The organism is Acinetobacter sp. S40, assembly GCF_016624705.1.
Lineage (GTDB): Bacteria > Pseudomonadota > Gammaproteobacteria > Pseudomonadales > Moraxellaceae > Acinetobacter.
In genome coordinates, this window is sequence record NZ_JACVTU010000020.1 from 1 (window position 1) to 17,386 (window position 17,386).

Annotated in this window: 19 protein-coding genes and 1 tRNA gene; 9 read left to right on the top strand and 11 right to left on the bottom strand. The window is 40.3% G+C overall.

Annotated features, from left to right (window positions below):
* The 7 genes from IAE19_RS15330 to IAE19_RS15360 form a co-directional block, all read right to left on the bottom strand.
* Positions 1-908: Ig-like domain-containing protein (locus IAE19_RS15330; protein WP_200461782.1), on the bottom strand; the 908-nt coding region annotated here is incomplete at its 3' end.
* Positions 909-1,222: 314 nt separating this feature from the next.
* Positions 1,223-1,648, bottom strand: a complete 426-nt coding sequence (locus IAE19_RS15335) for a hypothetical protein (RefSeq protein WP_200461783.1) — start codon at positions 1,646-1,648, stop codon at positions 1,223-1,225.
* Between the two features lie 448 nt (positions 1,649-2,096).
* Positions 2,097-2,843: an LPS export ABC transporter ATP-binding protein gene (lptB, locus tag IAE19_RS15340; protein ID WP_200461784.1), complete on the bottom strand. Its 747-nt coding sequence runs from the start codon at positions 2,841-2,843 to the stop codon at positions 2,097-2,099.
* Positions 2,844-3,392 (bottom strand): lipopolysaccharide transport periplasmic protein LptA, encoded by a 549-nt coding sequence (lptA, locus tag IAE19_RS15345; RefSeq protein WP_200461785.1) that lies wholly within the window; start codon positions 3,390-3,392, stop codon positions 2,844-2,846.
* Positions 3,376-3,924 (bottom strand): LPS export ABC transporter periplasmic protein LptC, encoded by a 549-nt coding sequence (lptC, locus tag IAE19_RS15350; RefSeq protein WP_200461786.1) that lies wholly within the window; start codon positions 3,922-3,924, stop codon positions 3,376-3,378. The genes lptA and lptC overlap by 17 nt, the downstream gene beginning before the upstream one ends.
* Before the next feature lie 38 nt (positions 3,925-3,962).
* Positions 3,963-4,502: a KdsC family phosphatase gene (locus tag IAE19_RS15355; RefSeq protein ID WP_200461787.1), complete on the bottom strand. Its 540-nt coding sequence runs from the start codon at positions 4,500-4,502 to the stop codon at positions 3,963-3,965.
* A 3-nt stretch (positions 4,503-4,505) separates the two neighbouring features.
* On the bottom strand, positions 4,506-5,483 hold the full coding sequence (locus tag IAE19_RS15360) for a KpsF/GutQ family sugar-phosphate isomerase (RefSeq protein WP_200461788.1): 978 nt from the start codon (positions 5,481-5,483) through the stop codon (positions 4,506-4,508).
* A 210-nt stretch (positions 5,484-5,693) separates the two neighbouring features.
* Here IAE19_RS15360 and cysS point away from each other — a divergent pair, with 210 nt between their 5' ends.
* Positions 5,694-7,115: a cysteine--tRNA ligase gene (gene cysS / locus IAE19_RS15365; protein WP_200461789.1), complete on the top strand. Its 1,422-nt coding sequence runs from the start codon at positions 5,694-5,696 to the stop codon at positions 7,113-7,115.
* 64 nt (positions 7,116-7,179) lie between these two features.
* Positions 7,180-7,255, top strand: a tRNA-Gly gene (locus tag IAE19_RS15370).
* 50 nt (positions 7,256-7,305) lie between these two features.
* Here IAE19_RS15370 and tauD read toward each other — a convergent pair.
* Genes tauD through tauA form a run of 4 tightly spaced genes read right to left on the bottom strand, consistent with a single transcriptional unit; the run spans position 7,306 to position 10,863 of the window.
* Positions 7,306-8,151, bottom strand: coding sequence for a taurine dioxygenase (gene tauD / locus IAE19_RS15375; protein WP_227612297.1), 846 nt, complete (start codon positions 8,149-8,151; stop codon positions 7,306-7,308).
* Positions 8,152-8,166: 15 nt separating this feature from the next.
* Positions 8,167-9,039, bottom strand: coding sequence for a taurine ABC transporter permease TauC (tauC, locus tag IAE19_RS15380; RefSeq protein WP_200461790.1), 873 nt, complete (start codon positions 9,037-9,039; stop codon positions 8,167-8,169).
* Positions 9,036-9,827 carry a taurine ABC transporter ATP-binding protein gene (locus IAE19_RS15385; protein WP_200461791.1) on the bottom strand — a complete coding sequence of 264 codons (792 nt, stop codon included), beginning with the start codon at positions 9,825-9,827 and terminating at the stop codon, positions 9,036-9,038. The genes tauC and IAE19_RS15385 overlap by 4 nt, the downstream gene beginning before the upstream one ends.
* A gap of 13 nt (positions 9,828-9,840) precedes the next feature.
* The gene (gene tauA, locus IAE19_RS15390; protein WP_200461792.1) at positions 9,841-10,863 is read right to left on the bottom strand and encodes a taurine ABC transporter substrate-binding protein; all 1,023 of its coding nucleotides are present in this window, start codon (positions 10,861-10,863) and stop codon (positions 9,841-9,843) included.
* Between the two features lie 269 nt (positions 10,864-11,132).
* Between tauA and IAE19_RS15395 the strand changes: the two genes are divergently transcribed.
* The 7 genes from IAE19_RS15395 to tolA all read left to right on the top strand — a co-directional run bounded on the left by IAE19_RS15395 (position 11,133) and on the right by tolA (position 17,349).
* Positions 11,133-12,473, top strand: coding sequence for a deoxyguanosinetriphosphate triphosphohydrolase (locus IAE19_RS15395; protein ID WP_200461793.1), 1,341 nt, complete (start codon positions 11,133-11,135; stop codon positions 12,471-12,473).
* 55 nt (positions 12,474-12,528) lie between these two features.
* Positions 12,529-13,134, top strand: a complete 606-nt coding sequence (gene ruvA / locus IAE19_RS15400) for a Holliday junction branch migration protein RuvA (protein ID WP_200461794.1) — start codon at positions 12,529-12,531, stop codon at positions 13,132-13,134.
* Positions 13,135-13,140: 6 nt separating this feature from the next.
* Positions 13,141-14,142 (top strand): Holliday junction branch migration DNA helicase RuvB, encoded by a 1,002-nt coding sequence (gene ruvB / locus IAE19_RS15405; RefSeq protein ID WP_200461795.1) that lies wholly within the window; start codon positions 13,141-13,143, stop codon positions 14,140-14,142.
* A gap of 407 nt (positions 14,143-14,549) precedes the next feature.
* Positions 14,550-14,951 (top strand): tol-pal system-associated acyl-CoA thioesterase, encoded by a 402-nt coding sequence (gene ybgC / locus IAE19_RS15410; protein WP_200461796.1) that lies wholly within the window; start codon positions 14,550-14,552, stop codon positions 14,949-14,951.
* 32 nt (positions 14,952-14,983) lie between these two features.
* A complete protein-coding gene (gene tolQ / locus IAE19_RS15415) occupies positions 14,984-15,682 on the top strand; it encodes a protein TolQ (protein WP_200461797.1) in 699 nt (232 codons plus the stop codon).
* On the top strand, positions 15,682-16,128 hold the full coding sequence (gene tolR, locus IAE19_RS15420; protein WP_200461798.1) for a protein TolR: 447 nt from the start codon (positions 15,682-15,684) through the stop codon (positions 16,126-16,128). Before tolQ ends, tolR begins: the two co-directional genes overlap by 1 nt.
* 3 nt (positions 16,129-16,131) lie before the next feature.
* Entirely contained in the window at positions 16,132-17,349 is a 1,218-nt protein-coding gene (tolA, locus tag IAE19_RS15425; protein WP_200461799.1) for a cell envelope integrity protein TolA, read from the top strand.
* The last annotated feature ends 37 nt before the right edge of the window (positions 17,350-17,386 follow it).

The window sequence follows — 17,386 nt, forward strand, 5'->3', positions numbered from 1 at the left end:
TAGCTGTAACTGCCTGTCGCTGGATCAAGCGTCACTGTGCCGTTTGCAGCTGGCGTGCTCACTCCATACGTGAGGCTATCTCCATCCACATCCTGTGCCACCACCTGGCCAGTGACTGCGGTATCTTCTGCTGTGGTGAGTGGATCGGCACTGGCTGTCGGTGCATCGTTCACGGAGCTGATCGTTACTGGAACCGTCACGGTGGTCGTGCCACCATTGCCATCACTCACCGTCACTTCAAAGCTGTCGCTACCGTGGTAATTGGCATTCGGCGTGTAGGTGTAACTGCCTGTCGCTGGATCAAATGTAACTGTGCCATGTGTTGGTTTTTTAGTAACCGTATAAACTAGAGAATCACCATCTGGATCTGTAACATTTAAAATTTTTCCAGTTTTAGGTGTATCTTCGGTGGTACTAATAGCCTGCTGCTTACTACTTTCTAAAACCTGTGGAGGTTTATTGACTATAGTTTCTTTTTCATCATTACTACTCCCCTCGCTGCTTCCTAAAGCAACTCCCCCTGCAACAGCAACTCCCCCTGCAAGCCAAGGAAGAAATACACCTGAACTGCTACCACTCGCAATAGGCAACAAGACCTCTAAACCTGTAATTTCTCTAAATAAAGGAGCCCCATTGTTCCAGTCAAACCACAAAAAAGCACATTCGTTATCTTCAAAAACCAAATCTGAAACGACTTTATCTTCGTATTGTACAAAGAAGTTTTCAATCGTAATGACATCGCCATTTTGTAATTTTAAAATTAGAGTATTGCCATCTTGAATAAACTCAGCAACATCCTCTCGGTGTAAATTAACCTGAACGATAGCCGCCGCTTTTAAAATAACTTGCGAATTGTCTATACTGCTTTTTTCTAAAGATTTCTTTTCTGTTACTACAAATTTTGTCATGCGTATATACCCAAATAATGGGCAACCCCATTATTTAAACCCTTTATATAATTGGTAATCTGCTTTCTTTTCGGCTCTCATTCCTCTGAGCATCAGCCTGTCAAGAAAGATCGAATCCCGCCATTAACCATTTTTGTGCCGCCAAATGCCACTAAAAATGGGTTGCCATTTATCTCTTTAGAAACAATCATTTATTTAAAAAATTGAATCTATTTTTTTTGAAGTCATATTTAATTAGTTAGAGTAGTTTTACACTTAAATTTATTACCTAAAGATAAGTGTGCTTCATCACTAATGTGGGGTGCTTATCTGAATCAACTTAACTTTTCAGTATTACCTTGAACAATAAAAGGCTTATCATCACTATCAATTGAAATTGTAAAATCGCGATTTTCAAGCTGATTATTCACATTTAATTTAAGTTCATACGTCTCACATATTGTTCTACAACTTTTAACTTTAATGACATACGCATCAGGCTTTAAATAAAAATTAGCCTTATTATTAATATAAAAATCGCCTGCCTTAAAATCATCAATATAGAAACTAACCGGACAGTTCTGTCTACTTTTATCATCATTCAGACAAAGCTTATTATCTCGAAAAACATGAATAACTTGATTTCTAGTATTATCCTGTTTCTGAAATAATAAATTTGAAGGCTTGCTATACATATTAAAAGGTGTAACACAAGCTGTCAGAAAAAGGCTTAGAACGAGAAGACCGCCGCCACGAATCATAAAAACCCCAATAAAATGTTAAATTTTGTACAGATATTACAACATATAATTTACAATAAAAAGAGAAATATTTCACATTTTAATAAATAAATAAAACTCACAATGCACTCATAATTTAACTCAAAAGTCATTAATCATTTGCATCAATTTTATTGATATAAACCAAAATATTTTCTGTTGCTTTATTTAATTTTTATTAAATATATATTTAACTAATGCTTATTCAAAATCTAATAATTTTAAATATATTAATATTTATGTAACTATTCACATGCATTATGAAGAAATAAAGTTATTTTTATTTAAATGTATTTTTTAATTAATTTTCCCGACTCAAATATTTAATTTAATAAAATATATAAAAATTTATCATTTAGTAAAAAAAATCCCTTTTCAAATTTCAAGAAAAGGGATTTTTTAAATAAATTAATGACTATAAATAATAAGTTTAAACTGTAAAATCATCACCTAAGTAGACTTTACGAACTTGTTCATTCTCAAGGATATCCTGAGGTGTACCTTCTGCAATAACTGAACCTTCACTTACGATATAAGCATGCTCACAAATTGCCAGTGTCTCACGTACATTGTGATCAGTAATCAGAACGCCAATTCCACGCTCTTTAAGATTACGAATAATCTCTTTAATATCACCAACTGAAATTGGATCTACGCCTGCAAAGGGTTCATCAAGCAGCATAAACTTTGGATCAGCAGCCAAAGCGCGGGCAATCTCAGCACGTCGACGTTCACCACCAGAAACACTCATGCCTAAAGAATCTTTAATGTGGCCAATTTTAAAATCAGCCAACAATTCATTCAAGCGCTGTTGGCGTTGCTGCTTATTTAAATCTTTTCGGGTTTCCAAAATTGCCATAATATTTTCAGCAATTGTAAGCTTTCTGAAAATAGAAGCTTCCTGCGGCAAATAACCAATGCCTTTTCTTGCTCGTTCATGCATTGCTAAATGGGAAAGATCCTCTTGATCTAAATGAATTTCCCCTTTATCCATCCGCACCAAGCCAACAACCATATAGAAACTAGTAGTTTTACCCGCACCATTTGGTCCAAGCAACCCTACAATTTGACCGCTTTGCATCTGAAATGATACATCTTTCACTACCCAGCGTTTACTATAATTTTTAGCCAGATGCTTAATACAAAGTTTTTGTGATTTTAGAGGCGATTGATCCATTTAATCACGTGCTCCTGGGAAGCTTTTTGAACTAGACGGTGGGATAATCAATTGAACACGGTTTGAACTAGAACCCTGTGCTTCAATATCACCTTTATTCATACTATATTTTAAGCTATTACCACGAATACTTGCGCCATCCTGAAATAGATATGCATTCCCTGTTAAGGTAATAATTCCGCTATCTGCATTGTAAACAATCTTTTGTGCTTCACCACGAGCTACACCTTTTTCAGCGCTAATTTGTTGCTGAAATTTAGATGGTCGCCCATTGGCTGTAATGGTCTGAATTTCTCGTTTGGAATTAAGCTGGGCAACGATTGAGTCTGCCTGTAACTTCATGGTGCCCTGTTCAATGACTACATTTCCAGTATAAGTAGTGACACCCGTTCTATCATTAAATGTAGCTTTGTCAGCCACTAAAGAAATAGGTTGATTGCGATCTGCAGGTAGCGCAAATGCTGAAACAGACAGCATTGCCATCACAGTAAAACCAGCAATCTGTTTCAGGAAAGTCGAACGTGAAGTCGAATTAAGAATTTGGTGCATACTTTCCTCGAATATTAAAAAATTCGTATTGTCCATTTTCCAGATTGGCTTTTAGCCCACTGCTTACAAAAGAAGCTTGCGATGATTGCACATCCACCTGATGCGTTGTTTCTATTATTTTTGTTTTAGGATAAGTCGTTAGCTCATCGGTACGAAAAATAATTTCACCATTTTCAGCAAGTTTTGTTGCAACCACATCTCCAGAAAGAATTACTTTTTCATTATCATCATAGCCATTGGCGACCTTAGAAAAGAAAGTCGCATTTACTTGCCCATTTTGGTACATCGAAGCATGCAAGTTTTCAAGTTTTGAAGTTTGCTTTTGCATATTCTGTTCTAGCCGATCGACTTGAGCACGAATATATAGATGTCCTTGATCATTCGTTTGGGTCAAATGAATGTCCTGAGCAGAATAGGTCATATTTCGACTCGTATCTGCCTCAAGTTTATTTGCTTTCCCACTGTAGTAATAATAGCCACCACTTACAGCTGCGATTGCAATCGCCACGATATATAAAACTCTGGTATCCATAGGCGGCGTAATATCACCTTTTTATTTGGCTTAGAATATTAATGGGGTACTGTAAGATATTTTGCAAGAAGTTCTTCGTAAACTCCTTTTGCATTCAGTAACATATCACAGACCTCGCGTACTGCTCCACGACCACCCATCGCCTGAGTCACCAAATGGGCTCGACGACGTAACTCCACATGTCCGTTTGGTACCGTCACACACATACCTGCAAGCGCAAATGCTGATAAATCAGGCCAATCATCACCCATATATAAACAATCTTTAGGTTTCAAATTAAACTGGGCACAAGCTTCACGCAATGCAACGCCTTTATCTTCACGACCCTGAAAAACTAGATCAACCCCGAGATCCGACATACGTTTTTCAACAATCTGGCTTTTACGACCTGTAATAATAATGACTTTGAGACCTGCTTGCTGAGCCAATTTCATACCCAGACCATCACGAATATCAAAAGATTTGATTTCGTCACCACTATTGGTCAAGGTGACAAAACCATCACTTAAGATGCCATCGACATCTAAAACCAGCGCCTGAATATGACGCGCCTGTTCAAGTAATGCATAAGATGCCATGAATTAATTTACCCCTGCCTGAATTAGGTCATGCATGCTAATAACACCAATCACTTTATTTTCATCATCAACCACAACAAACTGGCTAATTTTTTTAGCATTCAATTGCTTTAAAGCTTCAACAGCGCGAACTTCCTGAGAAATAGTCGCCGGATGTTGAATCATTACTTCAGATACTGGAAGTTTCACATCGAAACCTTGTTGTTTATCGATTAAACGACGCAAATCACCATCCGTAAAAATACCCAATAAATGATCCTGTTCATCTACAATAGTGGTCAAACCCAGACGTTTATTTGAAATTTCGTAAAGTACCTGATTCATAGGAGTATCAGGTGAGACTTTTGGAAGTTCCTCGGCTGTATGCATCAAATGTTTAACATGTAAAAGTAGACGTTTACCTAAAGCACCTGCTGGGTGGGAACGTGCAAAATCATCTGCAGTAAAACCACGTGCCTCAAGTAGTGCCACAGCTAATGCATCCCCCAAAACCAATGTCGCCGTAGTGCTCGAAGTTGGGGCGAGTCCTAATGGACAGGCTTCATTCGATTCACCAAGTGTTAAGGCAACATCTGCATTTTTAGGCATTGGACCTGTAGCATCACGACTGATGGTAATCAACGGAACTTCCAGATGTTTGATCAATGGCATCAGCATCATGATTTCATCACTTTTGCCAGAATTAGAAATGGCAATAAGCACATCCCCGCGTACCAGCATGCCCAAATCACCATGTCCCGCCTCGCCAGGATGCATAAAGAAAGAAGGCGTGCCAGTGGAAGCAAAAGTTGCTGCCATTTTTCGACCAATATGACCAGATTTCCCCATGCCCGTCACAACCACGCGGCCCTGACACTGCAAAATAATTTCACAAGCCTGATTGAAATTGTCATCAATCTGATTTGCCAACACATCCAAGGCGTGCTGCTCAATCGCAATCGTTTCTAGTGCAATTTTTTTAAAATCGATGGTATTGGGCATAAAATATGAGCTCAAACAATTCGCGATAGCCAATCAGACTATCGCGTTTTTAACTGAAAATTTTGCAATATTCTAGCACATCTCATTTCCTATCACGTTTCTAAATGTACAAGTTTTCACTTACTTATAAAAATTATGGATAAACCTTTGTGAAATATGTGGCTTACGTTATGATGTAACGCTATTTTAGTGAATGTTTTTAAGAGTCTTATGCAACCATTCGTTTTATATAACTCAGAGCAACGTAAAAAAGTTGAATTTGTCCCACGTGTTGATGGCCAGATAGATATGTACGTCTGTGGCATGACTGTGTATGACTATTGTCATATTGGACATGCTCGAGTCATGGTTGCCTTTGATTATATTATTCGTTTTTTGCGTAGCCAAGGCTGGAAAGTCCGCTATATCCGCAATATCACAGATATTGATGACAAAATTATCAGTCGCGCCAATGAAAATGGCGAAACGATTCAAGAGCTGACAACGCGCTTCATTACAGCCATGAATGAAGATGCAGCAAGCTTGGGTTGTGCTGAACCTGATGAATCACCTAAAGCAACCGAATACATCAGTCAAATGCAAAATATGATTGGTACTTTAGTTGACAATGGCACGGCCTACCCTGCTGCAAATGGTGACGTGTATTATGAAGTCACCAAATTTGCTAAATATGGTCGTTTATCTGGCCGTAAGCTGGATGATATGCAAGCAGGTGCGAGCGAGCGAGTCGATGTCGAAGTAGAAAAAAAACATCCGTTTGACTTTGTCCTCTGGAAACATGCCAAAGCCAATGAACCATCTTGGCAATCGCCTTGGGGAAATGGTCGTCCAGGCTGGCATATTGAATGTTCCGCTATGTCAACTTGCTGCTTGGGTAATCATTTTGATATTCATGGCGGCGGTTCAGATTTACTATTCCCTCATCATGAAAATGAGATTGCACAAAGTGAAGCTGCGACAGGTGAACAATATGTTAATTATTGGATGCATGTCGGCTTTATTAATGTCGATGGCGAGAAGATGTCAAAGTCTTTAGGCAATTTCTTCACAATCCGTGATGTGATGGAAAAATTCCATCCTGAAGTCATTCGCTATTTTATTGTTTCTTCGCATTATCGTAGTCCTGTAAATTTCTCAGATACTGCCTTAAAAGAAGCAAAAACTGCACTGACCCGTTTTTATCATGCCTTTAAAGCGTATGAACAAAGTTATGGTCAAGTCCATTCTGAACAATTGGATCATGAATTTGTAGAACGTTTTAATGTTGCTATGCTCGATGACTTTAATACTCCTGAAGCAATGGCTGTTCTATTTGACCTAAACCGTGAACTCAATCGAGCTGTTAAAGAGCAACATGCTGAACAAGCCACACGCTATTATGCAACCTTGCGTCATTTAACTTCAATTTTAGGCTTGGTTCAGCACAATGTCGACGACTTCTTAAAATCAGATATTGGCCAACAAGCATTGGGTCTAACTGATGATGAAATTGAAGATTTAATTCAACAGCGTAGCGATGCCAAAAAAGCCCGAGATTTTGCCAAAGCAGATGGCATCCGCCAGTCTTTGCTTGAACAAGGGGTTGCCCTTGAAGATACGCGTCAGGGAACCGTTTGGCGACGTGCTGATTAAATCAACAATTAAAACCGATGCATGTTGACAGTTAAATGAAACTGTCTATAATGCATCTCACATTGCGGGAATAGCTCAGTTGGTAGAGCACAACCTTGCCAAGGTTGGGGTCGCGAGTTCGAGTCTCGTTTCCCGCTCCAAAATTTCAAAAAGCTCTAATCGAAAGATTAGGGCTTTTTTATACGTTGTTTTAACTTGCTTCCCGATAATAAGGAATGTCTCCATTTATCGTAGCGCGATGCATAATCCGATGAGCATTCCCATAATCAAACAATGCCTTATGCTGAGTACAGCGATTGTCCCAAATCGCGACATCACCTTCTTGCCATTTCCAGCGCAGATGAAATTGTTCCCGTGTTGAATGCTGAAATAGAAATGCAAGTAATTCCCCGCTTTCCTGTTCAGTCAACTCATTAATACGTGTAGTAAAACCCTCACTCACAAATAAAATCGGCTGACCTGTCACAGGATGCGTTCTTACCACAGGATGCACTACAGGAGGATTGCGTTTAAAGGTTTGTTCAAGTTTTTCACGCTCTACTTCGTTTTTTGCAAATCGCTCGCTCGGAAAAGATTTACGAATATCATGGATTGCGGTTAATCCTCTTAATTTGTGCTGTAAATTTCCATGGAGTGCTGTAAATGCAGCCACACCACTGGACCATAGCGTATCGCCTCCTGTCGCAGGAATTTTAATCGCTTGCAACACACAACCTAATGGTGGCGTTTGACTAAACGTTACATCGGTATGCCATAGTTCATTATCACGTAAATCTTGCTGCCAACTATCCAAAACCAAAACTTCGGGTGTTCCCTCTATTGAAGGATAAATTGGATGGATATGCAAGGAACCGAAACTACGCGCTAGTGCCGCCTGCGCGCGTGGGTCTAATTGTTGTTGATGAAAAAAGATCACTTGATGACGTAATAAAGCCTGTTGAATCTCAGAAGTTTGTTGTACATCCAAATGATTTAAATCAACCCCATTAATAATTGCACCAATAGCGGGTTTGATTATTTCTATAACTAAACTCATTTTATTGCCTATGCTCTATAATTGTTGGCCGTACCATGGAGATAATTGCTGTTGCAACCAGCGTAAAAATAATTCAAAACTCAACGCAACAATGGCAATCACGATAATGCCCAAAATCACAGTATCGGTGATCAGAAATTGCGCCGCCGATTGCACCATAAAACCAATACCTCGATCAGCAGCCACTAATTCAGATGCCACCAAGGTTGACCAACCCACACCTAAACCAATTCTTATCCCTGTTAAAATATGGGGGAGTGCGGTCGGTAAAATCACTTTCAAAAAAACTTGCGTCTGTGTTGCACCCAATGACAATGCGGCACGTTCTCGATTAACCTGATGACTGATGACACCATGTGTACTGCTGATAATGACAGGAGCTAAAATCGAGAAAAATATGAGTAATACTTTGGTCGTTTCCCCGATTCCAAACCAAATGACCAATAGCGGTAAATATGCCAAAGGCGGTATAGGTCGTAATAATTCAACTAAAGGATCCAATATAGCGCGCGCATATTTATTAAGTCCCATCCACAACCCAAGTGGGATACCCACTGCAATGGCAGCAACCAGTGCAAATAAAACCCTGGAAATACTGGCAGCCAAATGTTGCCAGAGTGTGGCTTTCATAAACCCCTGCTGACTGACTTCTAAAAACTTTTGCCAAACTGCCTGAGGACTGGGTAGAAATAATGATGGGACAATATGTAAAGCGGTAATCAAAAACCAAATGAGTAATACACTCAAAACACTCAGCCCACTTAAAGCAAGATTACGATGTCGCCCTAGAAATGCCAGAACCTTGCCCTTTAAACCCTTTGATGAATAAAGCGTTATATGTTTTGATCTCTGATCTTTATAATTTACCGACTCTGTTCGGGTATTCATAGCAACACCTCATCACTGGGTTGTTTTTGTTCGCGCAACCTTTCAAATAATTGTTCCCTTAAATCAATAAATTCAGGGTCAGATTTAATCGAACGTATGGACTCACCTTTCCGATAACGTTCCGCAAAATTCAAATGTAATGTTTCTACAATTTTTCCTGGATGAGCGGTCATCAATACCAATTGCTGACTCAATAAAAGAGCTTCTTCAATATCATGTGTAATAAGGAAAAAACCTTTATTCTGCTGAATCCATAAATCTAGAACCAGTTGCTGCATGGTTTCTCTAGTAAAGGCGTCTAAAGCAGCAAACGGTTCATCCAGTAAAATAAACGCAGCATGACTGACTAAAGCACGTGCAATACCAACACGCTGCTTCATGCCACCCGAAAGCTCCCAGATATTGCCCTGCGCAACATGAGATAAACCCACAATTTTTAAAATGCTTTGAACTTGTTGCTCAATGGCACTTTCCCTTAACCCTTTTAGTTCTAAAGCAAATCCAACATTTTGTTCGACATTTAGCCAAGGCAATAAGGCATGATCCTGAAACACCACTGCACGACGTACGTCAGGACCTGTCAATACTTCATCATCAATTTTGACTTGTCCCGCATCTACTTTTTGAAAGCCCGCCAAAATATTCAGCAATGTAGTTTTACCACAACCTGACTCACCTAAAATCACATTCAGTGAACCCGATTCAATCGATAAAGAGACATCCTGCAAAACGGGATATTGCTGTCTTGGAAACTGCAATTGTAAATGTTCAGCTTTCAATATACTCATGACCAACTCCTATCTATTGCAAAAAGGCTGTCGTGACATTTTCGGCATAACTTGTTTTGACTTGATCTACCTTGCCCTGACTCTTGAGAAAAGTGGCGGTATCAAAAATATTTTGAGCAAATTTGCCCGATAATGTTTTTTGTTGCTGCTCAAGGGTTAAATAATCATTCCCCGACAGTAATAATGGAATATCTTTAGTATCTGAACCTGTTAGTTTGGCAATTTTTTCAAGATTTAACTGATCCTGTTCAAAAGCTTGTGGATTCTGTTGATAAATATCAATTTGTTTGAGTGTTGTTTTGACAAAAGATTTAATAAAGTCAGGATTCTTTTCAGCAAAATCTTTACGCACTACCCATAAATCATAAGTAGGCGCGCCCCACTCACCTACTTGTTTGGAATCGGTCAATACAGTGCCTGTTGCTTTTGCTTTACTTAAGGCTGGCTCCCAAACATACGTTGCATCAATATCGCCGCGTTCCCAAGCTGCTGCAATTTCAGGTGGTCGCAAATTAATAATTTTCACCTGATTTTCACTGATACCCCAATGTTTGAGCGCAGACAGTAAACTATAATGTGTCGTCGAAACAAAAGGCACTGCAATGGTTTTCCCCCTAAGATCCTGCGGTGATTGAATTTTAGATTTTTGACTCACAACCAATGCTTCGGAGCCGCCAAGTTTTGCTGTAATTAAAAATACTTCAATTGGAACGTGACGACTGGCTGCCGCTGCCAATGGACTTGACCCAATGTTGCCAATAACCACATCACCCGACGCCAGAGCATTGACGACATCAGAACCAGCATCAAATTTCTTCCATTGAATCTGCTGACCACTCTCCTTTTCATAATCGCCGTTGGCCTGTGCAACTTTACTGGGATCAACACCCGTTTGATAAGCAATCACGACAGATTTGCCAGAAGTTTTTTGATTAATAGGTGTTTGATCTTTACGATTTTGATAGACAATAAAAGCAACAATCGCCGCAAGGACGATTACTGTAATCCACAAAGGCTTAGAATTTTTTTTGCTCATAACATTCAATAAAAGTCATCTTTAAGATAAATGGTATGGCACTCGCCTTTATAATTTTAAATAATAAAAAATGGATTGCTTATGCGTATATTAAAAATAAAACTAAAAATGCTCTCAATAAAAATATAAGCTAAAACCAACATATTTAACCAAGCATTTTTGAGAAGCTCAAAAAAATACAGTTAGCAGACAAATCATGTCGCACTGCCCTAGTGCTTTGCATTGTTTTTTGGCATGATGCAAAGTAGATCTCTTAAGAACAGTTATAAATGGAACAAATGCGTTGGATGGAGTTGCTTTCAGCAGTTCGTTTAGGTAGCAAAAAAAGTACAACAGAATTGGGACGTAGCCCATTTCATAAAGACTATGATCGCATCATATTTTCCCAAAGTTTTCGCCAGCTTAACCGAAAAACACAAGTTCATCCTTTTGCTCTGCAAGATGGAGTTCATACTCGTTTAACACACTCTCTTGAGGTTTCATGTATTGGGCGGTCGCTCGGCATGATGACTGCTGAAAAAATAAAAGATGAACTCCCTGCATGGATCTCTCCCTCTGATGTCGGTGCAATTATTCAGGCTGCGTGTCTTGCTCATGATATTGGCAATCCACCTTATGGACATGCAGGTGAATACGCCATTCGTGAATGGTTTGATGATGCTTCACATAACGATTTTTTAAAAGAAATTAGTCCCGAAGAAGAAGCAGATGTGCGCCAGTTTGAAGGCAATGCACAAGGTTTGCGTCTCTTAACGCGCATTGACTATCATCCAAATGATGGAGGCATGCGTCTCACCCATGCGACTTTGGGCGCTTATTTAAAATACCCCTGGCTTTCTAAAACCATTGATTCGCAAGGAGATCGCCCCTCTCATCAACGGGCTAAATTTGGCTGTTATCAGACTGAAAAAGATATTTTGACTGAAATTGCCGATCAGCTTGGATTGATCCAACTCGGTGAATATCACTATTGTCGTCACCCTTTGACTTATCTGCTCGAAGCCGCAGATGACATGTGCTATGCCCTGATTGATCTGGAAGATGGCATTATTTTAAATATGTTGACCTATGATGAAGTTGAACCCATTTTTCTAAATCTCATTGCAGATTATGGAATTCCAGAAGAGTTAGGGCAAAGCAATACCACATGGCAACAAAAAATCGCAGCATTACGTGGTCGAGTCATGAAACGTCTAGTTGCTGAGGTTTCCAGCGCCTTTGCACGACACCATATTGAAATATTATCGGGACAGCTTGAAGGAACCTTATTACAATATTGTCCTGCGGATATTGGTATTGGAATAGAAAAAGCCAAAGATCTAGCGCGAAATAAAATTTTTGAACATCGGCAAAAGTCAGATCTGGAAATTATTGCGCATAGTAGTTTGCAATCAATTCTGGATGCGTTTATTCCACTGTCCGTACCGCAAAAAACCTTAAGTTTCAAAGAAAAGCGACTAATGTCTATTTTGCAACAGTTTGGTGCCAATTTTCAGGACAATCACTACCAGAACATCATGCAAATACTGGATATAATCAGCAAATTTTCAGATCATCAAGCTTATGACCTAGCACAAGTATTACAGGGTCGACGCGAAAGTTTTATGTAATGTCTGCACAGTTTCAGACATATAATTTTATATTATTTTAGGAATGAAATATTCAATGATTGGTTGTTTAATTGGTGAAGTGTTTGCACTTGAAGCACCGACGGTACTCCTTAATGTCAATGGTGTAGGCTATGAAATAGATACTCCGCTTTCGACATTTTGCCAATTACAAAAAGGCCAGAAAGCGACCTTATGGACACATTTGGTGGTTCGTGAAGATGCACAGCAACTTTATGGTTTTTTAGAGGCTCAGGAAAAAACTATTTTCCGTACCCTGCTTAAAGTCAATGGAGTTGGTCCGAAAATGGCGCTGGGAATTTTATCGACATTAAGCGTTGAGCTTTTAATTCAGACCATTGAACATGATGACATTAATACCTTAGTCAAAGTTCCTGGCGTGGGTAAAAAAACGGCTGAACGTTTGATGATTGAACTACGTGATCGTTTTAAAGCCCTTGCTGGCCAAACCACATCGGCCTCAAACAATAGTAGTGCACAAATTCAGTTTGTATCGAATTCCCCAATCGCTGAAGCTGAAGCAGCATTACAATCATTGGGTTATAAGCCAATCGAGGCACAAAAAGCCGTGGCTGCGGTCAAGGCTGATCACACTGAAGCCGCAGACTTAATTCGTGCTGCACTTAAATCAATGATGAAGTAACCAATCATGCATGACCGTTTAATTAGTGGCAAAGAAAAACCAGAAGATCAATTTGATCGTGCCATTCGGCCAACGTCATTGGCAGACTATATTGGTCAGCCAGTAGTACGCGAGCAAATGGAAATTTTCATTGGTGCTGCACGTGGCCGTGGCGAAGCGCTAGATCACACTCTGATTTTTGGCCCACCGGGACTAGGTAAAACCACACTTGCCAATATTATTGCCCGAGAAATGGGAGGAAATTTAAAATCTACATCTGGTCCAGTTCTGGAACGCGCAGGTGACCTAGCCGCAATGCTGACCAATCTGGAAGAAGGCGATGTGTTATTTATCGATGAAATTCATCGTCTTTCGCCTGTCATTGAAGAAATTTTATATCCTGCCATGGAAGACTACCAACTCGATATCATGATTGGTGAAGGCCCGGCAGCACGTTCGATTAAATTGGACTTACCCCCTTTTACACTAGTTGCTGCAACCACTCGAGCTGGATTACTTACCTCACCGTTGCGTGACCGTTTTGGAATTGTGCAACGTCTGGAGTTTTATTCTGTCGAAGATTTAACCCATATTGTCACTCGTACTGCAAATTTAATGGATGTGCCTATTACTCGAACAGGTTCCGAGGAAATTGCTCGACGTTCACGAGGTACACCACGTATCGCCAACCGTTTATTACGCCGTGTGCGTGACTATGCACAAGTTAAAGGTACAGGCGAAGTTACTCAGGACATGGCTCAACGTGCCCTAGATATGCTTAACGTAGATAAATCTGGCCTGGATACCCTTGATCGGCGCTATCTCAGTATGCTTCTAGAACGTTTTGAAGGAGGGCCTGCAGGCGTTGAAGCCCTTGCCGCAGCTATGGCCGAAGATAGCGGAACTTTAGAAGATGTAATTGAACCCTATTTGATCCAGCAAGGTTACGTGATGCGTACCGCACGTGGACGTATTGCCACCAATCAAGCTTATATGCAATTTGGAATGACCCCACCTGAGCAGCGTTAAAAAAAGCAACGCTTTTTAGCTGCGCAAGGCGAACAGCTAGGCTGTGAGTAAAAGTGTTAAAAAAAGCAACGCTCCTTACAGAATATATTCCTCATGCGCAAGGCGAACAGCTATGTGGTGATTAAGGACACTCAAAATCCAAGGTTTTAGCTATTTAATCTCTGAAATCAGGCATTACCAAAAGTAGTTTTTTAGACTATACGCCTTCTGATTAAGCCCATATGACTCTAGAGCTTAATCAAATCAATAGTTGAGGGTGAGATTGAAAGCTTGTGCCATTTGACGAAATAGTCATTATGCTAAACTTCCACGCGTTTAAGAGCATTAAGTAAGAGTGTCTTAGCCGATAAAAATCTGGCACTCCCTGCTCACCTGTTATTGTTTATACCTTAGTACGGATATCTATCATGGCTAATCTTTTTGAGTTCAAAATTCGCGTATATATTGAAGATACAGATGCTGGAGGTATCGTTTATCATGCCAATCATATTCGCTTTATGGAACGGACTCGTACAGAATGGCTGCGTGCTTCTGGCATCGATCATTATTGGCATCAAAAAGATTATAATTTTGTCGTACATAAAATCGCATTAAAATACATGCGACCGATTATGATGGACGATATGATTACTGTTACAGCGAGTGTAGTTTCATGTAAAGCTTCGTCATTTGTATTGCAACAAAATATTTATCGTGGTGAAATCATGCTTGCTTCTGGCGAGGTTGAACTAGCCTGTTTAAACACAGAAATGCGACCACGCCGACTCCCTGATGAAATTCGTAATCTTATTCTACAAGAACTTGAATAAGAGTAAAAAAACATACTTTGGCACATGTAACTATGGCAACACAGATCCAATCATCTCTACATATTTCTGATCTTATTTTACAGGCAAGTCCCGTCGTTCAGGCAGTCATGCTTTTGCTACTGCTGGCATCAATTTATAGCTGGTATCTGATCGCCAAGTTGCATATGGGTTATAAAAAAGCGGCCCAACAGGATGAGCATTTCCAAAAAATATTCTGGTCAGGTGCCGAACTGAACACCCTTTACAATAATGCCCAGCTTAATTCTAAACGCCATGGCCTTGAAGATATCTTCTATCAAGGTTTAGGTGAGTTTTTTAAACTCAAAAAACGTCACGCAACTGCCAGTCAGACGCTCGAAGGAACTGAACGCATTTTACGTGTGGGTTTAAGCCGTGATCAAAGCCTGCTTGAACGAGGTCTTGGTGCATTAGCAAGTATTGGTTCCGTGGCACCTTATGTCGGTTTATTCGGAACTGTCTGGGGTATTATGAATGCATTTATTGGCTTGGCTGATGTTGATCAGGTTACGCTTGCCACTGTTGCACCTGGTATTGCCGAAGCTTTGATTGCAACTGCAATTGGTTTATTTGCTGCCATTCCTGCGGTTCTTGCTTTTAACCACTATACGGCTAAAGGTGAAGCGATTTACTCGGATCGTGCACTTTTTTCTGAAGAAATGGTGGCATTATTACAACGTCAGTCTGTGGGTTCTACACAGGAAGAAGTTTAATGGCCATTCAGCGTTCAGGACGCTTTGAGCGTATCAAAAAACCATTAAAAAGTGATATGAATGTCGTGCCGTATATCGATGTGATGCTCGTATTACTGGTGATTTTCATGGTAACAGCGCCTATGATTACTAGTGGTATCAAAGTTGATTTACCACAAGCGACAAATACTCCGATTGAAACTAAAGAACCTGCTATTGTCACATTAGGACAAGATGGCAATATTTATTTGCAATATAAAGATCATAAAAATGAACACGTTTCATTATCTCAGTTAAAAGAAATTTTAGGTGATGCCCAAACTCAGGCAGATGAAAGCAACCAAAAAATAACAGTATTGGTCAATGGTGAAAAAACTAGACCATACGGTGATGTGGTTTCTTTAATGTCAAGCCTACAGGAAGCTGGTTTAACCCAAGTTGGTCTACTCACTGAGCCATTAAAGTAAGTTATGAAGAATTTTCAAAAGCCACCTTTTCAGGAAAAAGCAATTGCACTGGGTTTTACGCTTGGCGTACATGCCATCGCCATTGTGGGCTTACTTTATTTAGGTTTAAGTAAACCGCCTGAACCACCAAAAAAGATTACGACAGTATTAGTTAATCCTGCAGATTTGACGATCCCGGTACAGGAAGCCGAAACCACTAGCACCCAAGTGACTGAACAAATTCAAACCACACAAGAACCAGAACCCACTGCTCCAATTGTACCTAGCAGCCCTCCGCCTGTTCCTGTGACCACTCCTACTGATGCGGTTGAAAAAGCCAAAGCGGATGCAGCAGAAAAGGCAAAACAACAAGCCGATGCAAAAGCCAAAGCGGATGCAGCAGAAAAGGCAAAGCAACAAGCCGATACAAAAGCCAAAGCGGATGCAGCAGCCAAAGCAAAACAGCAGGCCGATGCAAAAGCCAAAGCAGATGCAGAAAAGGCAAAACAACAAGCCGATACAAAAGCTAAAGCGGATGCAGCAGCCAAGGCAAAACAGCAAGCTGAGGCAAAAGCCAAAGCAGAAGCTGATGCCAAAGCAAAACAGCAGGCCGAGGCAAAAGCCAAAGCCGATGCAGCAGAAAAGGCAAAACAGCAGGCCGAGGCAAAAGCCAAAGCGGATGCAGCAGAAAAGGCAAAACAGCAAGCCGAGGCAAAAGCCAAAGCGGATGCGGCAGCCAAGGCAAAACAACAAGCCGAGGCAAAAGCCAAAGCGGATGCAGCAGAAAAGGCAAAACAACAAGCTGAGGCAAAAGCCAAAGCAGATGCGGCAGCCAAAGCAAAACAGCAGGCAGATGCAAAGGCTAAAGCAGAAGCTGATGCCAAACGAAAGGCTGAGGCAGATGCCGAAGCAAAAGCCTCGGCTGCCAAGCAAGCTGCTGAAGAGGCTGCGCAGAAAAAAGCCGATGCTAAAAAAATTGCATCAACAGCAAAACGTGATTTTGAACAAAAGATCCATCGCACTTGGGATATTCCAATGGGATCATCTGGCAAAAAAGCAACTGCTCGTGTCACCTTGACTGATAGCGGCGCAGTTGCATCCGTGATTGTGAATGCAAGTGATCCAGATATAAAAGCCAGTGTTGAAGCTGCTGTTCGAGCAGCCGCACCTTACCCTATGCCTTCTGATCCAGATGCACGTCGTGAAGCAAGAAGCTTTACTTCAACTTTTACTGCTAAATAATATTTTGGTCATAATTACATGGTTTAAATGGATTTTA